The following is a 22917-nucleotide window of genomic DNA, read 5'->3' as shown; positions in this document are numbered from 1 at the left end:
CTGAATTCCTTAAGCGGATTGTTTCGAACTGGCCAGATACCAACGGCGCAATTGATTCAACATGGGGTACAAGGCTTCCGAGTCGAAGTTATTCCATACTGTACGAGGATGATTTACCGCCAACAGCACTGTTCCCGTCCGGCCATCAGTCACGCGTACGCCCACCATCATTCTGGCGTCGCCAACGAAACGATAAACGGCTTCAACCAGTAAAACAGGCGCCACGGTATTCGAAAAACGCTGAATTGCGGTGCCGTCCAGCTTATCGCCGTCAAACACGACATGGCGATCTGCGGCAAATTTCTTGAACTCCGCCGGGTTAAACACATCCGTGGCATTCAACTGGGCCAGTGCCGTCCGCATTGTGAATTCGAAAATGGAAGCGCGATTATTGGAATTTGCAACCAGCAGCACGACCGGGAAGATCTTGGGATTCACCTGGGTGTTGTAAGCGAGCACGCCACCCGGATCCACCTGGGTCGAAGTTGGATACGCCAAGGATTTTTCATCCAGATGTAACGGTACATATTGATGGGCACATCCTGACAGCATTATGCAAGCAAGTAATGAACATAAGCACCAATGGCGCATTCGGCATCCTTTATGAATTGAGTTAACTGCCAAAGAATATCATTAGTATCTACATGGCAACAACATTCAGCACAGCTAATTGCCGCGCCAGAGAAACACTTCCAGTCATGAATGCCGACATCAGTACCCACGTAACACCTGCCACCGCCGTAATTTTTCAACGTAAGACAAGGTATAAGCCGGGCTGCTCGACGGCAATTCCACGATCCGATAATGCGCGGCGCCCGCATCGAGTATCTTCCTGCCCACCTTGGCGGCCGTGCCGCCGTTGAAGGCGATGGCACGGATGCCTGGGAAGCGCGCCAGCAGGCCGGGCAGGTCGTTGTCGTCGCGGTTGCGGATATTGCTGTCGAGACTGCCAGTGCGGTGCGCCTGCGCCACCACGTCCCACAAGCCCACGCCGTGCGCCAGCACGGTGGCCAGGCGCCGCTCGTAGGGCAGGCTCGTCAAGTCAACGTCCAGCACCTCGCCCAGCAGCATCCAGAACCTGTTTTGCGGATGGGCGTAGTACTGGCTGTGTGCCAGCGATTTTTCGCTAGGCAAGCTGCCCAGTATCAGCAGACGCGTGCCGGCGTCGATCACGGGATCGAAGCAGCGCTTGCGCGTATCGTCCAGCGGCGCTGGCGCGGAAAGGGAAGAGCTCAAGGCGGAGGTCCCGGCAAGATCAAAGGGAAGCATTTTACCTGCTGCCCGGCAGCAAGCCAGGGGCAACACGCCGGTGTAGAATTACCGGATAACCATTCCTACAAGAGACGGCCCCATGCGTACCATCGACACCCTGCTGGCCCGGTATGGCGAGAGCCACCGCAACCACGTCAATGAATGGGTGCACATCGTCTGCGTGCCCCTCATCGTTTTCAGCCTGCTGGGCCTGCTGTGGAGCGTGCACGCCAGCGTGGCGCTGCTCGGCAGTATTGTTGCCCTATACTATTATTACAAGCTGTCGCCGCCGTTTGCAGCGGGCATGCTGGGGATGCTGGCCGTCATGCTCGCCATACTGCTGGCCATGCCGGCGATGACCATCTTGCCCGTATCGCTGGCGCTGTTCGTGCTGGCCTGGATAGGCCAGTTCATCGGCCACCAGATCGAAGGCCGGAAACCGTCGTTCCTCGAGGATCTGCGCTTCTTGCTGATCGGTCCGCTGTTCGTGCTGGGTTTCCTGTACCGCCGCCTGCGCCTCGCCTATTGAGCAGCAGACGGCCGCACGTGCCCGTAACAGATTTTTACTATTCGCAACTAGTTATCTTAGGCAAGTGTCCTTATGATAAGTCATGACTTTTTTTCATTGCCGGTCGATGCAATCGGCATACCAACTTTTGTCCAAGGGAGTTCCATATGAAAGCACCAATTATTGCAGTGGCATTGCTCGCCACCCTGGCCGGCTGCGCCGTTCAACCGAACTCGGCGAATATTTACAATGCACGCCAGGCACAAAATGAGCAATCCGTCCGCATGGGTACGGTTGAATCCGTCCGAGAAGTGACCATCGACAAGGGCGAAACGGGCACCGGCGTGCTCGCCGGCGCGGCCCTGGGCGGCGTGGCCGGTTCGGCCGTGGGCGGCGGCAAGGGCGCCATCGCGGCCAGCATCCTCGGTGCCGTCGCTGGCGGCATGGCCGGCCAGAGCATCGAAGCGAATGCCGCCAACAAGCGCGGCCTGGAAATCACCGTGCGCCTGGACAATGGCGACATGCGCGCCATCGTGCAAGATGCGGACGAGCTGTTCCGCCCGGGCGAACGCGTGCGCCTGCTGTCGGACGGCCGCAAGACCCGCGTCACCCACTGATCCAGTGGCCAGCTTGCCGGCGCATGCGCCTTAGCCGAAGGCGCCGGCAGCCATCAGCCAAGCCGAGGGCGACATGCCCTCATGCAGCCAGATGGCAAGCAAGGTGGCGACAATGACGTAGACAAGCACGCTCCAGACTTTGATGTGCAGCGAGGCTGGCATGATGCGCTCCCTTACTGATGCAATTAAGAAAATATTTACTTAATAATAATATAAATATTTTCATTAATTCAACATTTCTTCTGCAGCACTGCGCTGGCTCAAGGTCCGCCTGCCTCCTGCCCGCGGATTTCACCGGGTCGCGCCCGTTCCTCCCCGCGCATCCGTAAGCAAGCCCGACCGGGACTCGCTATCCCCGCGCGATGTCCGTATACTTGCGCGATGTCCTCTCCTCTCCTCTTTATCATTGCCTGCCTGATCTGGGGCTCCACCTTCTGGGCCATCACCTTGCAGCTGGGCGATGTCGCCCCCGCCGTGTCCGTGGTCTACCGCTTCGGCCTCGCTTCCGCCACCCTGTTCGCCTGGTGCGCCCTGCGCGGCGACACCTTGCGCCTGCCCTGGCGCGCACAAAAATGGATGCTGCTGCAGGGTCTCGCTTCGTTTGCCCTCAGTTATGTGTGCACCTACAGCTCGGAGCAATACCTGGTGTCCGCCCTCGTCAGCGTGCTGTTCGCGCTGATGGTGTTCTGGACGCCCTTGCTCAACCGCATTGCCTTCGGCACGCCCATCACCTGGAGCACCTGCTGCGCGGCCTTCGTCGCCATCTGCGGCATCGTGCTGCTGTTTTACCAGTCCATCGGCGCGGCGCTGAGCGATATCATGGGCGGCGGCAATGGCCACTTCCTGCTGGGATTCGTGCTGGCGCTGGTGGCCACCATCTCCAGCACCGCCGGCAACGCCCTCGTCATGAAGGTGCGCGAACAGTCCGGCAACGTAATGCTGACCATGGCCTGGACCATGCTATGGGGCACGCTGATGGTGGCCATCTGGGCTTGCGCCACGGGCCAGCCCTGGCACTTGCCGACACGGCCCAGTTACTGGATGGGCTTGATGTACCTGGCCATTTTCGGCTCGGTGATCGCCTTCAGTGCGTATTTCACGCTCATTGCCCGCATCGGCACGCAAAAGACCGTGTACATCGGCGTCGTCACGCCCGTCATTTCCGTGCTGCTGTCGGTACAGTTCGAGCATTACCGGCCTGCCCCCATCGAATGGCTCGGCATGGCCTTGTGCCTTTCCAGCGTGGCCTGGGCTTTGACCACGGGCGCGCGCAAGACGGCCGCCGCCGCTTCCCTTTCCACCTCTCCCTCAGCAAAGGCAACATGAACAGCTCCGTATCCCCTCTCGCCATCCGTCCCGCGACCGCATCCGACGTGGCCGCCATCTTCGGCATGATCCATGAACTGGCCGTGTTTGAAAAACTCGAACACATGATGATCGCCAGGCAATCCATGCTGCACGACAGCCTGTTCGGCCCGCACCCTGCCTGCGAAGCGCTGGTGGGCGAGGAAGACGGCAAGGTCGTCACCTTCGCCCTGTTCTTCCACAATTTCTCCACCTTCCTGTGCCGCAAGGGACTGTACCTGGAAGACCTGTATGTGCAACAGGCGGTGCGCGGCAAGGGGTATGGCAAGCAGATGCTGGTGGCGCTGGCGCAACTGGCCGTCGAGCGCGATTGCGGCCGCTTCGAATGGTCAGTGCTGGACTGGAATGAAAACGCGATCAATTTCTACAAGGGCATGGGCGCGGACGTGATGCCGGACTGGCGCATCTGCCGCGTCGCTGGCGATGCCTTGACGCAATTGTCGGCGGGTACGCCAAAGCCGGCCTGATTGGAAAGGGAACGGTAGCGAGCGGATGCGGTGTGTGGCCGGGAAGCGGAACGGTACGCGAGTTACTGTGAGCATCGCAGGCCGCAAGGCGCGCCGCGCAGCAACTTTCCAAAAAAAATCCCCGCGGGCTAGCGGCACCGCGGGGTGAACCCATTGTCAAGTGGGAGGGGGAGAATGCAATCAACGGTTATCAATATAAACGCTACGACTGGTCACCGCCCGGACCTTTACATTTGCTTACCGGGCCTTACATTTCCCTTAAACCTGCTAACAAATGGCCATCCCGGGGCCACCATGGGCGCCAGTTTATTTCCGTGGCTCAATCAATGTGCCATGCAAGCCGATATGTTGTTGCGCAACACCACCACTGCCCTGCGATTTTCTATAGATTTGGTACACTGTCAGGCAGGCGATGCAGCCAGCAACCACGGCAAAAATGACCATGCGACGCTCCTTGAGTATGCTTGAAGGTATCGGGCCTGCGGCAGATACTGGGTAGTGCAGGCAGAGAAGATTCAGTGTGGCATCTTCGGCTGGTGGGGCATTGCGGAATATCAAACGCGCGCCGTTGGCGGCACAATCGCGTTTGATGCGACGCAAAATGGCAGCATTCCGCTCACACAAAATGAACGAATCGCTACGCACTGGAGCCACATCATGAATGTCTCTGCCAAACCGCTCGTCATGAAAATCTACCGCGCCTATCTGCGTTCCCGCCTGGAACGCTACACGCGCGACTTGCAAGCCATCGCCGAACAGCGCGAGAACGACTTCCAGGCCGAACGCATCCTGCACCAGGCCGTCGTTTCCGTGCGCTCGAAACTGCACTCGCTGTAACCGTGATGCCGTCAGTGCTGCCGGCCGGCCACGGCCCAGCGCTCCACCAGCTCGAACAGGCCTTGCGTCAGCAGGGCCAGCACGGCTGCGGGGATCGCACCGGCCAGCAGCATGGCATTGTCATTCAGCGCCAGGCCGATGGTGATGCGTTCGCCGTAGCCGCCCGCGCCGATGAAGGCGGCGATGGTGGCCGTGCCCACGCTCATCACGGCCGCCGTTTTGATGCCCGCCAGTATCACCGGCATGGCCAGCGGCAAGTCCACGTGCAGCAGGCGGTCGCGCCGGCTCAAGCCCAGCGCCAGGGCCGCCATGCGCAAGCCGTCCGGCACCTGCAAGATGCCCGTGCACGTATTGCGCACGATGGGCAGCAAGGCATACACGAATAGGGCCACCAGCGCCGGCACGGTGCCGATCATGCCCAGCACGGGAATCAATATCGCCAACAGCGCCAGCGACGGCACCGTCTGCAATACACCGACGAAGGCCAGCACCGTTTGCCGCAGCGGCGCCGAAAACGCCGCCAGCACACCCAGCGGAATGCCGAGCGCGCACGCCAGCGCCACCGACAGCAGCACCAGCGTCAGGTGCTGGCGCGTCAGGGTCCACAGATCGTCACCGATGATTTTATCGAGCAGATTGCTGCGCACGGCGGCCGCAGGTGTATTTGCCTGCGTGCCGGAGGCCAGCCACTGCCGCGCCACGTCCGCAAAGCTCTTGCCATCGATTTCCACAGCCGCATTCATGGCGATCATGTCGCCCTCGCTGATGCGCCCCTGCAGCGCTTGCAAGGCTTGCCAGGCGGCGGGAAAGCGCGGCGGCAGGTCGAGCCGGTACAGCAGCATGGCGTCGTAGCGGGGAAAATACTGCTGCGTGTCGGCCAGCACGCGCAAACCATACTGGCGGATCTTCGCATCCGTCGAATAAATATCGATCACGTCCACCTGGCGCTGCGCCAGCGCTTCATAGGCGATGCCGTGATCGAGCCCGCGCGGGCGCTGCGGCAAGCCATAGCGGGCGGCCAGGCCGGGCCAGCCGTCGACCCGGCCGATGAATTCATGCGACAGGCCGAATTTCAGGGCGGGATGCTGGGCCAGCTGCGCCAGGCTGGCGATGGATTTTTCATCGCCGCGCATGGCCAGCGCATAGGTATTGTTAAAGCCCAGCGGCACGGCCACGCCCAGGCCCAGCGACGCCAGCTCGCGCCGCATCTGTGCCAGGTCAATGGCCTTGTCGTGCTTGAGGATTTCGCTGGCGATGGTGCCCATGTATTCGGCATACACGTCGATGCTGCCCGCCTGCAGCGCGGCCAGCACGATGGCCGTGTTGCCCAGGCCCTGGCGGTGCTCCGCCTTGACGTGCGGCGCGGCGCTCTGCTTGATGATTTCGCCGAGGATGTAGGATTCCGTAAAGCGTTTCGAACCCACCTTCACGGTGCCGCCGTCCAGGGCAAGGGAGGACATGGGTGCGGCGGCGAAGACCAGTAACAACAGCAAGTAAAACGGCAAATAAGCAGCACGCACGCGGCGCTCCAGGGCGGATGATCAATCCGGCAAGCTTACCACCGGCGCGCGCCAGACACCGCCATGCACCACGGCCGCGCACGGGTTCAGGCCCAGCGCATAGGCCAGGTCGGCCGGACGCGCGATGCGCCACAGGGCGAAATCGGCGCGCTTGCCGATGACCAGGCTGCCCGTTTCCTGCTGCAGGCCTAGCGCGCGCGCCGCATGGAGCGTGCAGCCGGCCAGCGCTTCCTGCGGCGTCAGGCGCCACAAGGTACACGCCATGTTCATCGCCAGCAGCAAGGACGTCATGGGCGAAGTGCCCGGATTGCAATCGGTGGACACGGCCATCGGCACGCCGGCCGCGCGCAGCGCCGCGACAGGCGGCGGCTGCGCCTCGCGCAGAAAATAATACGCGCCAGGCAGCAGCACGGCCACCGTGCCGTGCTGCGCCATGGCGGCGACGCCGTCTTGCGACAGGAATTCCAGGTGATCGGCCGACAGCCCCCCATAGCGGGCGACCAGGGCCGCGCCGCCCAGGTCGGACAGCTGCTCCGCATGCAGTTTCACGGGCAGGCCCAGCGCTTGCGCCGCGTCAAACATGCGCTGAGTTTGCGCCGGCGTAAAGCCGATGCGCTCGCAAAAGGCATCGACGGCGTCGACCAGGCCATCGCCGGCCAGCGCGGGCAGCATCTGCGCGCACAGCAGGTCGACATAGGCGTCCGCCTGGCCCGCATACTCGGGCGGCAGCGCATGCGCGCCGAGGAAGGTGGTGCGCACGGATACTGGCAGCGTTTGTCCGATCCTGCGCGCCACGCGCAGCATCTTCGCCTCGCTGTCCGCAGCCAGACCGTAGCCGGACTTGATTTCCAGGGTGGTCACGCCCTCGGCCAGCAGCGCCAGCACGCGGGGCAGGCTTTGCCGCAGCAGTTCGTCATCGCTGGCCGCGCGCGTGGCCCGTACGGTGGACATGATGCCGCCGCCGGCGCGGCTGATGTCTTCATAGCTGGCGCCATTCAGGCGCGCCTCGAATTCGTCGCTGCGGTTGCCCGCATGGACGATGTGCGTATGGCAGTCGATCAGGCCGGGCGTCAGCCAGCAGCCCTGGCCGTCGAACAGGACCGCGCCGCTGGCGGGCAGCTCGTCGCCGGGGCCGAACCAGGCGATGCGGCCATCCTTGACGGCGATGGCCGCATCGAGCAGTTCGCCGTAGCCATGCTCCATGGTGGCCAGGTGGACGTTATGGATGACCATATCCCAGTCTTGCATCTGCTTTCCTTCACATGAATAAATCGACGCGCAATATGGCCGTGCGCTGCAGGGCGTCGAGCTGCCATTCCTGCGCATCGTCGGCGTCGAGCAGCAGCGCGTCGTAGCGGGCCAGCGCGAACTGCTGGCCGTTCGCGCGCGCCAGCACGGCACCGTCGCCGGCGACAAACAGCAGGGTCGCCGCACTGCGCCGCGTCAGCTTGCCCGGCGCCGTGATTTTCTCCAGCTGGTGGCGGCAGCGGTCGCGCCGCGTCATCACGTTGAAATCCGTCGTGATGCCCTTGACCTGAGCAAGCACGGCCGCCTCGCCGGGAAACCACAGCATGGGCTGCGCCGCTGTCAAGGCCACCGTGCGCGCACCGTCCAGCGTCAGCTGCACGCCGGGGCCATCGACCAGCATCAGGCTGCGGTCGATGCCGGGAAAGCTGGAAAAGGGCCCGTCGGCCGTGATCGTCGCCAGGCTGATACGCCAGTCAAAATCGTCGAAACCGGCGTCCGGGGGAGAAATGGCGATTTCCGTCGTGCTGCCGCCGCCATTTTTCCACGGCGCGGCACGCAGGCATTCATGGGGGATGAAGGTGGCCATCAGAGCGTCCTCAGTTGCGCCAGGGTGCGCTTGTAGGCCGCCGCGATGGCATCCTGCGCCACGTGACGCCCGCCGCGCACCTGCCACTGGCCGCCGCACAGCACGTCGCGCACCAGCTTGTCGTTGCCGCAGAAGAGAAAACTGCCCAATACATCGTCGATGGCCACGCCGCACAGGTTCACGTGGGCGTCGTCGAGTACCAGCAGGTCGGCGCGGCAGCCTGGCGCCAGCGCGCCCAGCTTGCGCCCTGCCGCCTGCGCGCCGCCCCGCAGGGCCGCCTGCCACAGATAATCTCCCACGCGGCGCTGGTCCGGCGTGGCGGCGACATTGCGCTGCTGGCGCTGCAAACGCTGGCCATATTCGAGCCAGCGCAATTCCTCGACGGGCGACTGCGACACGTGGCTGTCGCTGCCGACACCGAAGCGCCCGCCGGCGGCGATGAAGTCGGCCAGCGGAAACAGGCCGTCGCCCAGGTTTGCCTCCGTCGTCGGGCACAGGCCCGCCACGGCGCCGCTGGCGGCCATCAGCGCCACCTCGTCGGATTGCACATGCGTGGCGTGCACCAGGCACCAGCGCGCGTCGACATCGACCTGGTCGTACAGATACTGCACCGGGCGCATTCCGCTGTAGTCGAGGCATTGGCGCACCTCGCCCTGCTGCTCGGCGATATGGATGTGGATGGGGCGATCCGCCGGCAGCGCTGCCACCACTTCGCGGATCTGTGCCACGCCGGCGGCGCGCAGCGAATGCGGGGCAAAGCCCACTTCCACCTGCCCGCCGCGCTGCGGCGCCAGCGCCTCGACGATGCGCAGCACCTCCTGCGCATCGGTGCGGAAGCGCGCCTGCTCGGGCTTGAGGGGCTGCTCGCCGAAGCCCGCATGGCTGTATAGCACGGGCAGCATGGTCATGCCGATGCCGCTGACGCGCGCCGCCGCCAGCACCCGCTCCGCCGTTTCGGCGGGGCGCGCATACAGCGCGCCGGCCGCATCGCGCTGCAGGTAGTGAAATTCGCACACGGCCGTGTAGCCATGGCGCAGGCATTCGGCAAACAGCTGCGCGGCGATGCTTTCCATCTGTTCCGGCGTGATGTGGCGCGCGAAGCGGTACATCAAGTCGCGCCAGGTCCAGAAACTGTCCGGCCCGTCACCCGCCATCTCCGTCATGCCGCCCAGCGCCCGCTGGAAGGCATGCGAATGCAGGTTGACCATGCCGGGCAAGACGTATTGCGCCACCTCAATACCAGGCGGCGGCGCGGCGTTCTCTTTAATGTGCGTCAAATCGCCCGCCGCATCCCATTCCAGCAGCACGTCGCGGCGCCAGCCCTGCGGCAACAGTGCGTGGCGGGCAAAAAGGGCCGTGCTCAACGCGCCACCCATGCCACGGCCGCTTCCATCGTGCGGCGCAGCAGCGGCTGCACCTGCGCGGCCAGGTCGGGCCGGTAGCCGAATGGCGCTGTCTCGTCCATGTACAGGCACTGGCACATCTCGAGCTGGATCGCATGCACGCGGCTGGCCGGCTGGCCGTAATGGCGCGTGATGTGGCCGCCCTTGAAGCGGCCATTGAGCGCCACCGTAAACTGTTCCTGCGCGCGCGCGAAATCGACCACGGCGGACGTCAGGCCCGCATCGCAGCTGGCGCCATCGGCCGTGCCAAAGTTCAGGTCGGGCAGCTTGCCGTCAAAGAAGCGCGGCACGCGCGAGGCGATGGAATGGGCATCCCACAGCACCACGGCGCCATGCACGCGCAGCAGGCGGTCCAGTTCCGCGCGCAGCTGCCGGTGGTACGGCGCCCAGTAGCGCTGCAATCGGTGCTGCACATCGGCCGCATCGGGCTCCTTGCCGGCCAGGTACAGCGGCTCGCGGTGGAAGGTATCGCTGGGCAGCAGGCCCGTCGTGTCCTGGCCCGGGTACAGGTTCGTGTCTTCCTGCGGGCGGTTCAAGTCGATGGCGTAGCGCGACCAGCGCGCCGACAGCACGGACGCGTCCATCTCCTGCAAAAAACCGTACAACTCGCGCAGATGCCAGTCCGTGTCGGCCTTGAGCAAGGCCTGCGGCGTCATACGCGCGGCGATATCGTCGGGTATGTCGGTGCCCACGTGGGGCATCGACACGAGCAGCGGGATGCTGCCTTCGTTGAAGCGGAAATCCATGCTTGTCTCCTCGCGCCCGGCGCTTGCCCGAGGGCCGGCCGGGCGTCAGTTCATGTCTAGGCGTACAGCGGGGCGAACAGGCTCTTGCAGGTGGTACTCAGCTCGCCCCGCAGCACCATCTGCTTGGCCGCTTCGATGTCGGGCGCGAAGAAGCGGTCGGCATCGAAGAACGGCACTTTCTGGCGCAGTTGGTGGTGTACGTGCTCCAGGTGCGGCGAGGTTTTCAGCGGACGGTGGAAATCGATGCCCTGCGCGGCGGCCAGCAGCTCGATGCCGACGATGACGGCCGTGTTGTGCGCCATGTCGTCCAGGCGGCGCCCGGCGAAGGTGGCCATGCTCACGTGGTCTTCCTGGTTGGCGGACGTGGGCAGGCTGTCGACGCTGGCCGGATGCGCCAGCGACTTGTTTTCCGAGGCCAGCGCGGCGGCCGTCACGTGGGCGATCATGAAGCCGGAATTGACGCCCGGGTCGCGCACGAGGAAGGGCGGCAGGCCGGACAAGGTGGCGTCGATCAGCAGGGCGATGCGGCGCTCGGCCAGCGCGCCGATTTCCGAGATCGCCAGCGCCAGCGTGTCGGCAGCAAAAGCCACCGGCTCGGCATGGAAATTACCGCCCGAGACGATTTCCGCCTGGCCGTTGGGACCATCCTGGAAGATCAGCGGGTTATCCGTGACGGCATTGGCTTCGATCAGCAGGGTGCGGCCCGCGTTGCCGATCAGGTCCAGGCAGGCGCCCATGACCTGCGGCTGGCAGCGCAGGCTGTACGGGTCCTGCACGCGCTCGTCGCCTTCCAGGTGCGAGGCGCGGATGGCGCTGTGCGCCACCAGCTGGCGGTACATCTGCGCGGCGAGGATCTGCCCCGGCTGTCCCCGCACGGCGTGCACGCGCGCATCGAACGGCGCATCGCTGCCCTTGGCCGCGTCGAGCGACAGGGCGCCCGTGACCATGGCCGCTTCCAGCAAGCGCTCGGCCATGAACAGGCCATGCAGTGCCAGCGCGTTCGACACTTGCGTGCCGTTGATCAGCGCCAGGCCCTCTTTCGCCGCCAGCACCACGGGCGCGATGCCCGCCTGCGCCAGCGCCTCGGGCGCCGCCATCAATTCGCCGTTGACGCGCACCTCGCCCACGCCCAGCATGGCCAGGGTCATGTGCGACAAGGGCGCCAGGTCGCCCGAGGCGCCGACGGAGCCCTTGGCGGGAATGGCCGGCATGATGCCCGCGTTGTACAGGGCGATCAGGGTGTCGACGATCAGCGGACGCACGCCGGAAAAGCCGCGCGCCAGGCTGCCGATCTTCATCAGCATGATCAGGCGCACGACGGCGTCCGACAGCAATTCTCCCGTGCCGACGGAGTGCGACAGGATCAGGTTGCGCTGCAATTGCTCGAGCTTTTCATCGGGAATGCGCGTCTTGGCGAGCAGGCCGAAGCCCGTGTTGATGCCGTAGGCCGCATCGCCCTTGGCGACGATGGCCTGCACGGCGGCGGCCGACGCCTCGATGACGGGATAGGCCTCGGCGGCGAGGATCAGTTTGGCGGGTGCGGCCCAGACGGCGCGCAGGTCGGCCAGGGTCATCGCGCCCGGCTTCAGGGTCCAACTTTTGGCATGCTGTGTCATAGTCATTCGCATCAAGGTCTCAAGGAAGCATGGGAAGAATCAGGCCGTTGCGCTTGGCGCAGGCGGCCGCCGTTTCATAGCCGGCATCGGCATGGCGCATCACGCCGGAACCGCTGTCGTTGACCAGCACGCGCGCCAGGCGTTTCGCCGCGCTTTCCGTGCCGTCGGCCACGATGACCATGCCCGCATGCTGAGAATACCCCATTCCCACGCCGCCGCCATGGTGCAGCGAGACCCAGGTGGCGCCGCCGGCCGTGTTCAGCATGGCGTTGAGCAGCGGCCAGTCGGAAACGGCGTCCGTGCCGTCCTTCATGCTTTCCGTCTCGCGGTTCGGACTGGCGACGGAACCCGTGTCCAGGTGGTCGCGGCCGATGACGATGGGCGCCTTCAGCTCCCCCGTGCGCACCATCTCGTTGAAGGCCAGGCCAGCGATGTGGCGCTCGCCCAGTCCCAGCCAGCAGATGCGCGCCGGCAGGCCCTGGAAGGCGATGCGCTCGCGCGCCATGTCCAGCCAGTGGTGTACCTGCCTGTGGTGCGGGAACAGCTGCTTGATCTTCGCATCCGTTTTATAGATGTCTTCCGGGTCGCCCGACAGGGCCACCCAGCGGAACGGACCGCGCCCCTCGCAGAACTGCGGGCGGATGTAGGCGGGCACGAAGCCGGGGAAGTCGAAGGCGTTCTGCACGCCCTGGTCGAACGCCACCTGGCGGATGTTGTTGCCGTAATCGACAGTGTGCACGCCCATGGCGTGGAAATCGAGCATGGCCTGCACGTGGGCGGCGCAGGAATCGGCGGCGGCCACCGTCAGGCGCGCGTGGCGCTGCGGGTCCTGCTGCGCCGCCTTCCAGTCCGACACGCTCCAGCCGCGCGGCAGGTAGCCGTTGACCAGGTCATGCGCGGACGTCTGGTCCGTCACCAGGTCGGGCACCAGGCCGCCCGCCTTCGCGCGGCGCACCAGTTCCGGCAGCACTTCGGCCGCGTTGCCCAGCAAGCCGATGGAAATGGCTTCCTTGCGCTCGGTGTGGTATTTGACCAGTTCCAGGGCTTCATCCAGGCTGGCCGCCTGCTTGTCCAGGTAGCGCGTGCGCAGGCGGAAGTCGATGCTGCTTTGCTGGCATTCGATGTTGAGCGAGACGGCACCCGCCATGGTGGCGGCCAGCGGCTGCGCGCCGCCCATGCCGCCCAGGCCCGCCGTCAAAATCCAGCGCCCGCCCCAGTCGCCGCCGAAATGCTGGCGGCCCGCTTCGGCGAAGGTTTCATACGTGCCCTGCACGATGCCCTGCGTGCCGATGTAGATCCAGCTGCCGGCCGTCATCTGGCCGTACATGAACAGCCCCTGGCGATCGAGTTCGTTGAAGTGTTCCCAGTTGGCCCATTTCGGCACCAGGTTGGAGTTGGCGATCAGCACGCGCGGCGCGTCCGCGTGGGTCTGGAACACGCCCACCGGCTTGCCGGACTGTATCAGCAAGGTCTGGTCGTCTTCCAGCTCGCGCAAGGAGGCGAGGATCTGGTCAAAGCAGGCCCAGTTGCGGGCGGCGCGGCCGATGCCGCCGTAGACGACCAGGTGCTGCGGGTTTTCCGCCACTTCCGGGTCCAGGTTGTTTTGTAACATGCGGTAGGCCGCCTCGGCCTGCCAACTCTTGCACGCCATGACCGTGCCGCGCGGGGCGCGGATAACACGGCTGGCATCAAAGCGTGGATCGGTGTCCATTGTGCTGTTCATGCTGTCTCCTCGTAGGGGGCGAGCGGACATGCGTGGTCCGCTCTGGTACTCCCAGCATAGGTTGTCTATACAACCAAGTCAACAGGTTTTTGTTGGTACAACCCAAGAGCAATAGGACCGGGGTCGGACCCTCAGGGTCCGCCCCCGGCATCTGAATTTCGGGCTTACAGCATTTTATTTTTTCTCGAACACGCGCTTGCCCGCCACCCACGTCTGCAGCACCTGCGTCTTGCCGATGGCCTTGGGTTCGACGGTGAACAGGTCCTGGTCGACGACGATGAAATCCGCCCATTTGCCCGCTTCCAGGGTGCCGATGACCTTTTCCTGGTGCGCCGCCCAGGCCGCGTCCAAGGTGAAGCAGCGCAGCGCCTCGGTGACCGTCATGGCTTGCTGCGGATACCAGCCGCCGGCCGGGAACCCTTCGCTGTTTTGCCGCGTGACGGCCGCGTGGATGCCCTCGAACGGGTTCGGCGACTCGATGGGGAAATCGGAGCCGCAGGCGATGCGCGAACCCTGCTTGAGGAAGGTGCGCCACGCATACGCGCCCTTGATGCGTTCGTGCCCCACGCGCTGCTCCGCCATGTTCTGGTCCGACGTGGCGTGCGTGGGCTGCATCGACGGCACGATGCCCAGGCTTTTGAAACGGGGGATGTCGGACAACTGCACCACCTGCGCGTGCTCCATGCGGTGGCGCAGGCCCACGCTATGGTATTGCGCGATCAAGGCTTCATAGCCGTCGAGGATTTGATGGTTGCCCGCGTCGCCGATGGCGTGCACGTTCACCTGGTAGCCGGCGCGCATGGCTTTTTCCATCTTCGCGCGCATGGCGTCGTCCTTGTAGAACAGCAGGCCGCGGGTGGTCGGATCGTCGCTGTACGGCGCCAGCAGGGCCGCGCCGCGGCTGCCCAGGGCGCCGTCGGACAGCAGTTTGACGGCGCGCAAGGCGTACATGTCGCGCGCATAGCTTTTTAATGGGCCGCTTTTCGACAGCGCGTCGAAGTCTTCCGTCGTGTCGGCAATCATGCCGTAGACGCGCACCGTCAGCTTGCCGTGGTCCGCATAGTCGCGGAACAGCCGGTCCTGCATCTGGCCGATGCCCGCATCGTGCACGCTGGTCAGGCCCGCCTGCGACAGCTGCGCCAGCGCGCCATCGAGGGCGGCGCGGTTTTCCACGTCGCCGGGCTTGGGCAGCACGGCGTCCATCAAGTCCATGGCGCTGTCGACCAGCACGCCGGTGGCGTTGCCATCCGCGTCGCGTGCAATCTTGCCGCCGGCCGGGTCGGGTGTGGCGCGGGTGATGCCGGCCAGCGCCAGCGCGCGGCTGTTGGCCCAGCCCGCGTGGCCATCGACGCGGCGCAGCCACACGGGCCGCGCGCTTTCCGCCGCATCGAGTTCCGCCGCCGTGGGAAAGCGTCCCAGCTTCCAGATTTCCTGGTTCCAGCCGCTGCCGATGATCCAGCCGCGCTCGGGATGCGCGCGGGCGAAGTCGCCCACGGCCTGCACGGCGGCCGGCAGCGACGCGGAACCGTACAGCATCACGCCGCTGGCGATCGTCCCCAGGCCGAAGACGTGGCCGTGCGCGTCGATCAGGCCCGGCAGCACGGTCTTGCCCTGCACGTCGACATGCAGGGCGCCCTTGGCCGCCTTGCGTTTTACCTGCGCGGCGCTGCCGACGGCGAGCAGCTTGCCCCCGTCGTCAAAGGCCAGCGACGTGAAGCGCAGCACCTTGCCGTTTGCATCGAGCGTGTAGCCGTTGGCGTTGTCGATGACGGTATCGGCATGCGCGTGGGCGAAAGTGCCCAGGCAGGCGAGAACGAGCAGGGTGCGGCGCAGGTGCGGGGTCGGCATTTCCATCTCCAGGTCTTTTAATAAATGAGTGAAAAGACGAGTGTATAGAAATTGGCAAAATGGTCAATCAGGCAGCGGACGGTGCCCGTACCATCAGCCAGTAATCGCAGCCCGTGACGGCTTCCGCGTAGCGTCCCGCCGCCACGAAGCCCAGGCGGGCGTAGAACGGCAGGCTGCGCTCGTTGTAGGTCTCCAGGAAGCACGCGGCCCCCGCCGCATCGACGGCCGCCAGGCCAGGCGCCAGCACGGATGCGCCCAGTCCCCGCCCCTGCGCGTCCGGGGCGATGCCGGCGATCGACAGATACCACGCGTCCTGCAGACCATGCGGCGCCAGCGCGTGCTCCATGTTCCCGACGATGGCCGTGAAATGCGCGTAGCCCTGCTCTCCCAGCAGCACGCGCAAGGCATCCTCGCGCTGCGCGTAGGCGGCCTGGCGCCGGGCTGCCGGCGTATCCGTCGTCCAGATGGCGGCGCCATGGCCCGCCGCATCGGCCAGGTCGACGCGCCCCGCCTGCCAGCCTTCGGTCAGCGCCAGCGCGAAGTAGGCTTCCAGCATGGCCAGCCGCGCCGCTTCATCCTCGCCGCACGCCACCGTGACGGCGCGGTAAAACGGGTCGCCGATCAGGGCGGCGGCCAGGCTGCGGGCGGCGCGGGAGGCTTCGGTGTGTAAGGCACGGGACATGGTTCTCTTTCTGTTCGTTGTATCTTGCGACGCCCGGCATCTTAACGCAAGCGCCCAAGCCTTGCGCCCAGTCAATACCTCCCCGCCACCGCTGGCCTACGCTGGCGTTTTATCGCGGAGGTTCCATGGCCAGGCATCATGTCATCAGCACCACCGCGTGCGACGTGTTCTTCAAGCTCGTGGCCCACCAAAAGAAAAGCCTGGGCGCGCGCTTCGACAGCATGATCGTCACCTTCGGCGCCGACGGCCGACCCGTGCTGGGCGCGACCCTGCGCAACGCGACAAGCGGCTGCGAACTACACCGCCTGGCCGGCCAGCCCGACGAATGCTGGTGCTGCGGCTACGACGAACAGCTGGAATTCGTCTCGCAAAACAAGGTGCCGCTGGCGCACGCCGACTACCGGCTCACCTTGAGCAACGGCGAAACGTGGACGGGGACGACGGATGCGAAGGGACGCACGGGGCGCGTCACCAGCAAGCGGGAAGAGCAAATAACGATGGTGGAGTTTTTCCCACAAGAAGACAGCCTTCCCTGCTGCTCCGCTGCACCTGCCCCTGTGGCGCCAACGGCGATCATACTTGAGCTACAAGACGTAAAAACAACCGACAAGGATATCGATACATCAGTAAAACAGGTAAAAATCGATAGCATTGCTCGCCCGCTTACCCAGGGTGAAATAGACATGGCATGGATGATTTTCGAGGATGCCGTCGACTATAGCAAAGTCAAAATTCACAAGAGGCCTTATCTATGGCTGTTCCAACCAAAAAACACTGCCATGACACCCAATGGGGAAATGTACTTTCATGAGTCGAGATTTCTGGACGATTTTTCCAATGCTGATAATACCGAGCGTCATTGGTTCATTCATGAAATGGTCCATGTTTGGCAATATCAACTGAAATATCCGGTGGCAATGCGTGGAGCATTCAGAATAGGACTGGACTACAAGTACGTTTTGTCGTCCCAAAAAAAATTAGCCGACTACAACATGGAGGCACAAGGAGACTTGTTAGCCGACTACTACGCATTGAAATACTTAAAGGATTCCTCCGCAATGCGCCAGGAGCAATATGCTAATGACCAAGCAGTTTATGAAGAGGTACTCAATGATTTTTTCATCAACAGAAAAAGTGAAAAGAATTTACCTGGCGGGTATATCGAGCGTACTCCTCTCGTCGACATACCTTGATGCGGGTGCAACATCACGCATCGCCGATGCTGAAATCAATTCAGTGAATGGCACACCCTGTTTCACAATCTCACAAACGGAAGAGAAACGTAACGGTCAGCCACTCCTGGGGGCACTCAGTATTTCAGACCTGTCAGTAAAACCGGCTACCAAAGTATGGAGCTATGTGATGACCGGAGGAAGAAAAATTCCGCTTTCATCAAAAATCTGCCTTCTCTATGGCGATATTCCACAGGGCGCAAATGGCACGCCTGCCCCTGAACTGCAAACCGGGCGGGTTTACAGCGTCTTCTTGAATGGACGTCCAGATGATCCTTCCGACCCGACCTATGGTTACAGAGGGAAATTCTGCATCGCTGTCACCTCCACAGATAAACGAAAAATCATTGCCATTGGCAGCGACATGCCAGCGTGGAAAAAAGATAGCTGTCCAGAACATTTGCTCATCAGATAGTGCGGGGATCGCCATGCCATATCGTCACACACTGCTATTCCTGCTTGCCACGCTGACGACTATCAATGTCTCGGCGTGGTCGCGCATCGCGGATGCCCACATTCACTCTGTCAACGGCATACCCTGCTTCTCCATTACAAAAAAGGAAGAGGCGCGCAATGGCCTGCCATTTCTTGGCGCACTCATGGTTTCTGACATGTCCGTGCAACCGGTAAAAGAAGTATGGGGATTCTCCCTACCGCCAGAAATGGCGCTACCCATCCGTGCCAGCACATGCATCCGCTATGGAAACCTGCCTACCGGCGCGACGGGCATACGCGCTGAAAAATTGATACCCGGGCATTTCTATAGCGTATTCCTGAATGGCAGCCCCAAAGATCCGTCCGATCCAACGTATGGCTATCAAGGCAAATTCTGCGTGGCGACGACGGCCGCTGGCGGCCAGCAAATCATTCCCATCAACAGCGACATGCAGGCCTGGATCGATGAAGTCTGCCCAACGCCCCGCTAGCATCAATCCAACGCTGTTCATACTGCTCGCGCTCTCAAGTATGAACGGCTACGCGCGCTCACGCATGGCCGATGCCGAAGTGACCTCGATCAATGGCGTGCCCTGCTTTAGCATTTCCAAACAGGAAGAGAGGCGCAACGGCCAGCCCTTCCTCGACGCCTTGAGCGTGTCCGACGTGACGGTCAAGCCAACGACGGAAATATGGGGGTTTCTCATGACGGACGGTAAGAAAATTCCACTGTCTTCAACCAGTTGCCTTCCCTATGGGAATATTCCGGCACATGCCGACGCCGCGCCCGCGCCTGAATTGAAGACCGGCAGGGTGTACGAGGTATTTCTGAATGGCAGGCCAGTCGATCCTGCCGATCCTACCGATGGATATGTGGCAAAGTTCTGTCTCGTACAGCAGATCTCTGCCAAGCCACGCCTCGTCGTCATCAAAAGCGATACACAGGCCTGGATGGATGATACGTCCCCAGCCAGAAATTCTTCCCGATAACGCAAGGCATGCCACGAATCATCGCCACCTTATTCTTTGTCTGCTGGCGACCTTGACGAGCATGGATGCCTCGGCGTGGTCCCGCATGGCCGAAGCCGAGATTAGCTCATTCAAAGGCATACCATGCTTTACCATTTCAAAAAAAGAAGAACGCCGCAATGGAACGCCAATGCTGGGCGCACTCATGGTTTACGACATCTCCATAAAGCCGCCTGTAGAGGTCTGGTCCTTCATTCTCCCTGGAGCGACGACCCTACCCATGCATGCAAAAACCTGCTATTTGTATGGCCAAGTACCAGCAGGAGCCGAATCGACTGCCGCGGCGATGTTGAAAACAGGCAGGATGTACAGCGTCTTCTTGAATGGCAGGCCGGATGACCCGTCTGACTCGACCCGTGGCTATAAAGGGAAATTCTGTCTCATCGCGACAGCGAACGGTGGTCAACAGCTCATTCCCATCAAGCGCGACATGCAGGCCTGGATAGATGAAATTTGCCCGGCAAACACCCCAGCACAAAAAGGCTAATCATGCCCATCTGCCACAAGAGCCTATTGGTACTCGCCTTGATGACCTGCATGAGTGCCTCGGCCACCTCCCGCATGGCATACGCGGAAGTACAGCTAAAAAACGGCATTCCCTGTTTCACCATTTCGCAAAAAGAAGAAGCACGCAACGGGCTTCCGCAGATTAGTGCGGTCGTACTGACAGATGTATCCGTCAAGCCTGCAGTCAAAGTATGGTCTTTTCTTTTACCGGGCACAGCAACTATCCCTGTGCATGCCAAGTCCTGCCTTTTGTATGGGCTTGCTCCAGCAACGGCAGAGGTCAAGCCGCCCAAAGCGCCGCCGCTGAAAACGGGGCGCATGTATGACGTCTTCCTGAACGGTAGGCCAGCCGATCCTTCAGATCCTACCCGCGGCTACGTGGGGAAATTTTGCTTAATCACCGGCATCTCCGGGGAGCGCAAGATTCTTCGTATCGACAGCGATAGCCAAGCCTGGATCGATGAAATCTGCCCCGTTCAGGAATAGAAAAAACATGATCTCCTTGCAGCAGAATGCCCTGTTCATACTGCTCATGTTCCTCGGCCTGCAGCCTGTGCAGGCAAGTTTTGCCTGATCCCCGGCGCCTCAGGTCGTCCCAAGATCGCTGCTGTCAGCAGGGACGCCCCGGCATGGATTGCTGAACTCTGCCCCAGCCAGCCATCGCTACGATCATTATCCCGCTCCGTATCGAATGCTGCAGCATGGCTATTTGCGTATGCGCAATACACTTTTCCCATTCCGCATAAGAATATCCATAAGTAAGCAGATCCATAAGGAAGCGCTTTGGAATATCGATACAAGGGCAACTTGAACGCTCTGCAAGGTCATGACCCGGTGGGAACAGGCGAATGCGTCGCGCTCGTGCAAGCGTACGCCCAAGCCCCCCGCACCATCCATTGGCGTCCAGGCCAGCACGTCCTGGACGCCGGGTATATCGCACCGGGGACTGCCATCGCCACGTTTTCCAGTCCGACCGCCGCTTTTCAACCCACGCATGGCAACCACGCAGCCCTGTTCATGTATGCGGGTCCGAAAGACCCTGCCTCGAATCGCCCCAAATACATCGTGGTGATGGATCAGTGGCAAGGGCGCCGGGTAAAGTCGCGTCGTATCGACTACTACAGTCCCGAAGTTGCCAAGGCAAGGCGCATCCTGGACTCAGATAATGCCGCCGCGTTCTATGTGATTCATTAACATGAGCAACGCCCTTCTCATCTTCATCCTCCTCACGGTGGCCGCGCCGGCCGCCATTGCGCAGGTGCCGCAGTGTCCGCGCGAGCTGAGCCCAGCTTCGGTCCAGGTGCGGCCTGCATCCGGATGGCTCGGTATCGTGCCTGCGCGCTTGCTGCTGTCCGGCGCAGGCATCGTGGCCGGGCCGCCCGATGTAGAACCCCGGGCCGAGTTGCGCGGCGACACTGGCCGCCTCGGCAAATACGTTACCGAAACCACATACCCGCACCTGAAATCGATGGAAAAATGGTTGCTCTGCACCTATGGACGAGGAGGAGAGATCGAGCTGGTATACCGCTTGCCCGTACAGGCTGATCGCTGCGTCATCCGAATATCTCGCAATCAATACAACGACACCGATATCGCCATTTCCTGCAACCTGGTTCCCTAAAGGAAAACATAAGGGCTATTGTTCCTCCCCCCGCTGCGCCGGCGCCCTGAACCATTCACCGGGCGGCACCACGTGCGACTCTTTCGGGTCGTCGATGTAGTGCGGCGAAGTGATTTGCACGTCGAATTCGTTGAAGACGTCGATGATGTTCTGGTGTAGGCGGTTCAGCACTTCGGCGCGCTGGCGGGGGACTTCGGCGTTGGCGTAGGCGACGAGACGGTATTGCACGTAGTAATCCTGCAGGGCCAGTTGCATCACGTACGGTTTCGGCGCGGTCGACAGCTCCGTCGTGCGCGAGGCGGCCAGTTCCAGCATGGCGTGCACTTGCCGCCACGGCGTGGCGTAGCCGATGGTGACGGTGGAGTCGAGCACGAAGCCGCCGCCGGGCTGGGCGCGCGAATAATTCTTGGTCGTTTGCGACATCACCCATGCATTCGGCAAGGCCACTTCCTCGCCAAGGCCCGTGCGCAGGCGCGTCTCGAACATGCCGACGTCAACCACCGTGCCCTCGCTGTCGCCCACGCGCACGTATTCGCCCTTGCGCAGGGCCCGCGTGTACATCAGGATCAAGCCGCTGGCGCCCTGCCCCACGATGCTCGACGCGCCGATCGACACCATCAGGCCCACCAGCACGGACAGGCCCTGGAAGGCTGCCGTGTGCGAGCCGGGCAGATACGGATACGCCATGGCCAGCGCGAACAGCCAGATTACCACGCTGGCGATGCGGCGCGTGGGCAGGGCCGTGTCCTTGTCCAGCCAGCCGATCTGCAGTTCGCCGCTTTCCACGCGCTTGAACAGCGAGGCGGCCGTGGCGGCGATCAGGCGGGCGATGGCGAAGATCACGCATACCAGCACCAGCCCCGGCAAGGCGCCGATGATGGCGTGGAAGACGTCGGCCGCCACGTCAAACAGGTAGCCGCTCAGGCTTTCGCCCCACGAGCGCGTGTACGGCAGGCGGCCCAGCACGAAGGCAGCCCACAGATACGTGGCCATCAGGCGCAGGCCCCACAGCACGGCGCTGAGCAGTTGATACGCGAAGGCGATGTAATGCTCGGCATCGAGCACGCGCACGTTTTTCAGGCGCACGTCGCGCAGGCGCGACGCCAGCAGGATGCCGCTGCGGCGCTTGGCCCAGCGGTAAAAGCGCGTCAGGCCCATCCACACCAGCCAGAAGACGAGGGTGGCGGCCGCGCACACGGCGGCTGCGATGGCCAGGTAGCGCCAGCTGCCTTGTTCCTTGTAATCGAGCACGGCCTTGCTCAATTCCCCGGCCGCCACCTTGGCCACGCTTTCCGTCGTGTCGCCGGCCAGCTGGTTGACGTCGCCAGGCACGACGACGAACAGCTGCACGCCGTCGAGCAGCACTTGCGTGCCTTCGGGAATCATGCGCGTGCTCGCCTGCAGGGGACCGTTTTTCGCCAGCACGCGTTCCAGGCGGCGCTGCGCGCCGATGGCCCGTTCATCGGGCGGATAGCCGGCCAGCGCGGCGCGGAAGACGAAGACCTTGCGGTTGGCAAACATCAGCGGCGCCGTCTTGACGGCCCCGGCCTGCGACGGCGCGATGGCGGAGGCAGCCTCCGCGACGAGCGAGGATGCGCCCTCGTCCGCATGGGCCGCAGGCAGCAGGAAGATCGTCAACAGGCAGAGCAGGCGGAGGAACGCGGACATGGCAAGAG

The 22917-nt window shown here is 62.9% G+C and carries 27 protein-coding genes; 13 read left to right on the top strand and 14 right to left on the bottom strand.

The genetic code is table 11. The features are described from left to right. Positions 1 to 9: 9 nt before the first annotated feature. Positions 10 to 498: a hypothetical protein gene (locus tag AC07VL_RS06110; RefSeq protein ID WP_494805042.1), complete on the bottom strand. Its 489-nt coding sequence runs from the start codon at positions 496 to 498 to the stop codon at positions 10 to 12. 213 nt (positions 499 to 711) lie between these two features. Continuing rightward, the gene (locus AC07VL_RS06105) at positions 712 to 1236 is read right to left on the bottom strand and encodes a DNA-deoxyinosine glycosylase (protein WP_494805041.1); all 525 of its coding nucleotides are present in this window, start codon (positions 1234 to 1236) and stop codon (positions 712 to 714) included. Positions 1237 to 1351: 115 nt separating this feature from the next. Here AC07VL_RS06105 and AC07VL_RS06100 point away from each other — a divergent pair, with 115 nt between their 5' ends. Beyond that, positions 1352 to 1780 carry an Mpo1 family 2-hydroxy fatty acid dioxygenase gene (locus AC07VL_RS06100; RefSeq protein WP_494805040.1) on the top strand — a complete coding sequence of 143 codons (429 nt, stop codon included), beginning with the start codon at positions 1352 to 1354 and terminating at the stop codon, positions 1778 to 1780. Positions 1781 to 1926: 146 nt separating this feature from the next. Continuing rightward, positions 1927 to 2376 (top strand): outer membrane lipoprotein, encoded by a 450-nt coding sequence (locus tag AC07VL_RS06095; RefSeq protein ID WP_494805039.1) that lies wholly within the window; start codon positions 1927 to 1929, stop codon positions 2374 to 2376. A gap of 30 nt (positions 2377 to 2406) precedes the next feature. Here AC07VL_RS06095 and AC07VL_RS06090 read toward each other — a convergent pair whose 3' ends face one another. Then, positions 2407 to 2538 carry a hypothetical protein gene (locus AC07VL_RS06090; RefSeq protein WP_290607631.1) on the bottom strand — a complete coding sequence of 44 codons (132 nt, stop codon included), beginning with the start codon at positions 2536 to 2538 and terminating at the stop codon, positions 2407 to 2409. 219 nt (positions 2539 to 2757) lie between these two features. Between AC07VL_RS06090 and AC07VL_RS06085 the strand changes: the two genes are divergently transcribed. Both AC07VL_RS06085 and AC07VL_RS06080 read left to right on the top strand, forming a co-directional pair. Continuing rightward, positions 2758 to 3702 carry a DMT family transporter gene (locus AC07VL_RS06085; RefSeq protein ID WP_494805038.1) on the top strand — a complete coding sequence of 315 codons (945 nt, stop codon included), beginning with the start codon at positions 2758 to 2760 and terminating at the stop codon, positions 3700 to 3702. Continuing rightward, a complete protein-coding gene (locus tag AC07VL_RS06080) occupies positions 3699 to 4208 on the top strand; it encodes a GNAT family N-acetyltransferase (RefSeq protein ID WP_494805037.1) in 510 nt (169 codons plus the stop codon). Before AC07VL_RS06085 ends, AC07VL_RS06080 begins: the two co-directional genes overlap by 4 nt. Positions 4209 to 4514: 306 nt before the next feature. Here the strand turns inward: AC07VL_RS06080 and AC07VL_RS06075 are convergent, their stop codons facing one another. Beyond that, positions 4515 to 4853, bottom strand: coding sequence for a hypothetical protein (locus tag AC07VL_RS06075; RefSeq protein WP_494805036.1), 339 nt, complete (start codon positions 4851 to 4853; stop codon positions 4515 to 4517). 12 nt (positions 4854 to 4865) lie between these two features. Between AC07VL_RS06075 and AC07VL_RS06070 the strand changes: the two genes are divergently transcribed. After that, positions 4866 to 5045: a hypothetical protein gene (locus AC07VL_RS06070; protein WP_034746290.1), complete on the top strand. Its 180-nt coding sequence runs from the start codon at positions 4866 to 4868 to the stop codon at positions 5043 to 5045. Between the two features lie 11 nt (positions 5046 to 5056). Here the strand turns inward: AC07VL_RS06070 and AC07VL_RS06065 are convergent, their stop codons facing one another. The 9 genes from AC07VL_RS06065 to AC07VL_RS06025 form a co-directional block, all read right to left on the bottom strand. Continuing rightward, positions 5057 to 6505, bottom strand: coding sequence for a glycine betaine ABC transporter substrate-binding protein (locus tag AC07VL_RS06065; protein ID WP_494805073.1), 1449 nt, complete (start codon positions 6503 to 6505; stop codon positions 5057 to 5059). 81 nt (positions 6506 to 6586) lie between these two features. Next, entirely contained in the window at positions 6587 to 7813 is a 1227-nt protein-coding gene (gene hutI, locus AC07VL_RS06060) for an imidazolonepropionase (RefSeq protein ID WP_494805035.1), read from the bottom strand. Between the two features lie 10 nt (positions 7814 to 7823). Continuing rightward, positions 7824 to 8399, bottom strand: coding sequence for a HutD/Ves family protein (locus tag AC07VL_RS06055; RefSeq protein ID WP_494805034.1), 576 nt, complete (start codon positions 8397 to 8399; stop codon positions 7824 to 7826). Then, a complete protein-coding gene (locus tag AC07VL_RS06050) occupies positions 8399 to 9775 on the bottom strand; it encodes a formimidoylglutamate deiminase (RefSeq protein ID WP_494805033.1) in 1377 nt (458 codons plus the stop codon). Before AC07VL_RS06050 ends, AC07VL_RS06055 begins: the two co-directional genes overlap by 1 nt. After that, positions 9760 to 10548 (bottom strand): N-formylglutamate deformylase, encoded by a 789-nt coding sequence (gene hutG, locus AC07VL_RS06045; protein ID WP_494805032.1) that lies wholly within the window; start codon positions 10546 to 10548, stop codon positions 9760 to 9762. Before hutG ends, AC07VL_RS06050 begins: the two co-directional genes overlap by 16 nt. Before the next feature lie 56 nt (positions 10549 to 10604). Next, complete coding sequence (gene hutH / locus AC07VL_RS06040) at positions 10605 to 12164, bottom strand: histidine ammonia-lyase (protein WP_494805031.1); 1560 nt, start codon at positions 12162 to 12164, stop codon at positions 10605 to 10607. A 19-nt stretch (positions 12165 to 12183) separates the two neighbouring features. Next, entirely contained in the window at positions 12184 to 13887 is a 1704-nt protein-coding gene (gene hutU, locus AC07VL_RS06035) for a urocanate hydratase (RefSeq protein WP_494805030.1), read from the bottom strand. A gap of 174 nt (positions 13888 to 14061) precedes the next feature. Then, on the bottom strand, positions 14062 to 15735 hold the full coding sequence (locus tag AC07VL_RS06030) for an amidohydrolase (protein WP_494805029.1): 1674 nt from the start codon (positions 15733 to 15735) through the stop codon (positions 14062 to 14064). A 67-nt stretch (positions 15736 to 15802) separates the two neighbouring features. Further along, positions 15803 to 16417 (bottom strand): GNAT family N-acetyltransferase, encoded by a 615-nt coding sequence (locus tag AC07VL_RS06025; RefSeq protein ID WP_494805028.1) that lies wholly within the window; start codon positions 16415 to 16417, stop codon positions 15803 to 15805. A 125-nt stretch (positions 16418 to 16542) separates the two neighbouring features. On the opposite strand from AC07VL_RS06025, the gene AC07VL_RS06020 reads away from it, so the two are divergent. The 8 genes from AC07VL_RS06020 to AC07VL_RS05985 all read left to right on the top strand — a co-directional run bounded on the left by AC07VL_RS06020 (position 16543) and on the right by AC07VL_RS05985 (position 21241). Then, positions 16543 to 17610: a hypothetical protein gene (locus AC07VL_RS06020; protein WP_494805027.1), complete on the top strand. Its 1068-nt coding sequence runs from the start codon at positions 16543 to 16545 to the stop codon at positions 17608 to 17610. After that, positions 17528 to 18064 (top strand): hypothetical protein, encoded by a 537-nt coding sequence (locus AC07VL_RS06015; protein ID WP_494805026.1) that lies wholly within the window; start codon positions 17528 to 17530, stop codon positions 18062 to 18064. The genes AC07VL_RS06020 and AC07VL_RS06015 overlap by 83 nt, the downstream gene beginning before the upstream one ends. Positions 18065 to 18077: 13 nt before the next feature. Next, complete coding sequence (locus tag AC07VL_RS06010; protein ID WP_494805025.1) at positions 18078 to 18575, top strand: hypothetical protein; 498 nt, start codon at positions 18078 to 18080, stop codon at positions 18573 to 18575. After that, a complete protein-coding gene (locus tag AC07VL_RS06005) occupies positions 18550 to 19074 on the top strand; it encodes a hypothetical protein (RefSeq protein ID WP_494805024.1) in 525 nt (174 codons plus the stop codon). The genes AC07VL_RS06010 and AC07VL_RS06005 overlap by 26 nt, the downstream gene beginning before the upstream one ends. Positions 19075 to 19159: 85 nt before the next feature. Continuing rightward, the gene (locus AC07VL_RS06000; protein WP_494805023.1) at positions 19160 to 19600 is read left to right on the top strand and encodes a hypothetical protein; all 441 of its coding nucleotides are present in this window, start codon (positions 19160 to 19162) and stop codon (positions 19598 to 19600) included. 2 nt (positions 19601 to 19602) lie between these two features. Further along, the gene (locus AC07VL_RS05995) at positions 19603 to 20106 is read left to right on the top strand and encodes a hypothetical protein (protein WP_494805022.1); all 504 of its coding nucleotides are present in this window, start codon (positions 19603 to 19605) and stop codon (positions 20104 to 20106) included. A gap of 321 nt (positions 20107 to 20427) precedes the next feature. Beyond that, positions 20428 to 20814, top strand: coding sequence for a BPSL0067 family protein (locus AC07VL_RS05990; RefSeq protein WP_494805021.1), 387 nt, complete (start codon positions 20428 to 20430; stop codon positions 20812 to 20814). 1 nt (position 20815) lies between these two features. Beyond that, positions 20816 to 21241 (top strand): STY0301 family protein, encoded by a 426-nt coding sequence (locus AC07VL_RS05985; RefSeq protein WP_494805020.1) that lies wholly within the window; start codon positions 20816 to 20818, stop codon positions 21239 to 21241. A gap of 15 nt (positions 21242 to 21256) precedes the next feature. Here the strand turns inward: AC07VL_RS05985 and AC07VL_RS05980 are convergent, their stop codons facing one another. Further along, the gene (locus tag AC07VL_RS05980; protein ID WP_494805019.1) at positions 21257 to 22909 is read right to left on the bottom strand and encodes a mechanosensitive ion channel family protein; all 1653 of its coding nucleotides are present in this window, start codon (positions 22907 to 22909) and stop codon (positions 21257 to 21259) included. Between the last annotated feature and the right edge of the window lie 8 nt (positions 22910 to 22917).

The organism is Janthinobacterium sp. GW821-FHT03C08 (assembly GCF_059420905.1).
The sequence above is the reverse complement of the archived record's forward strand: the minus strand, read 5'-3'. Positions and strand labels throughout refer to the sequence as shown.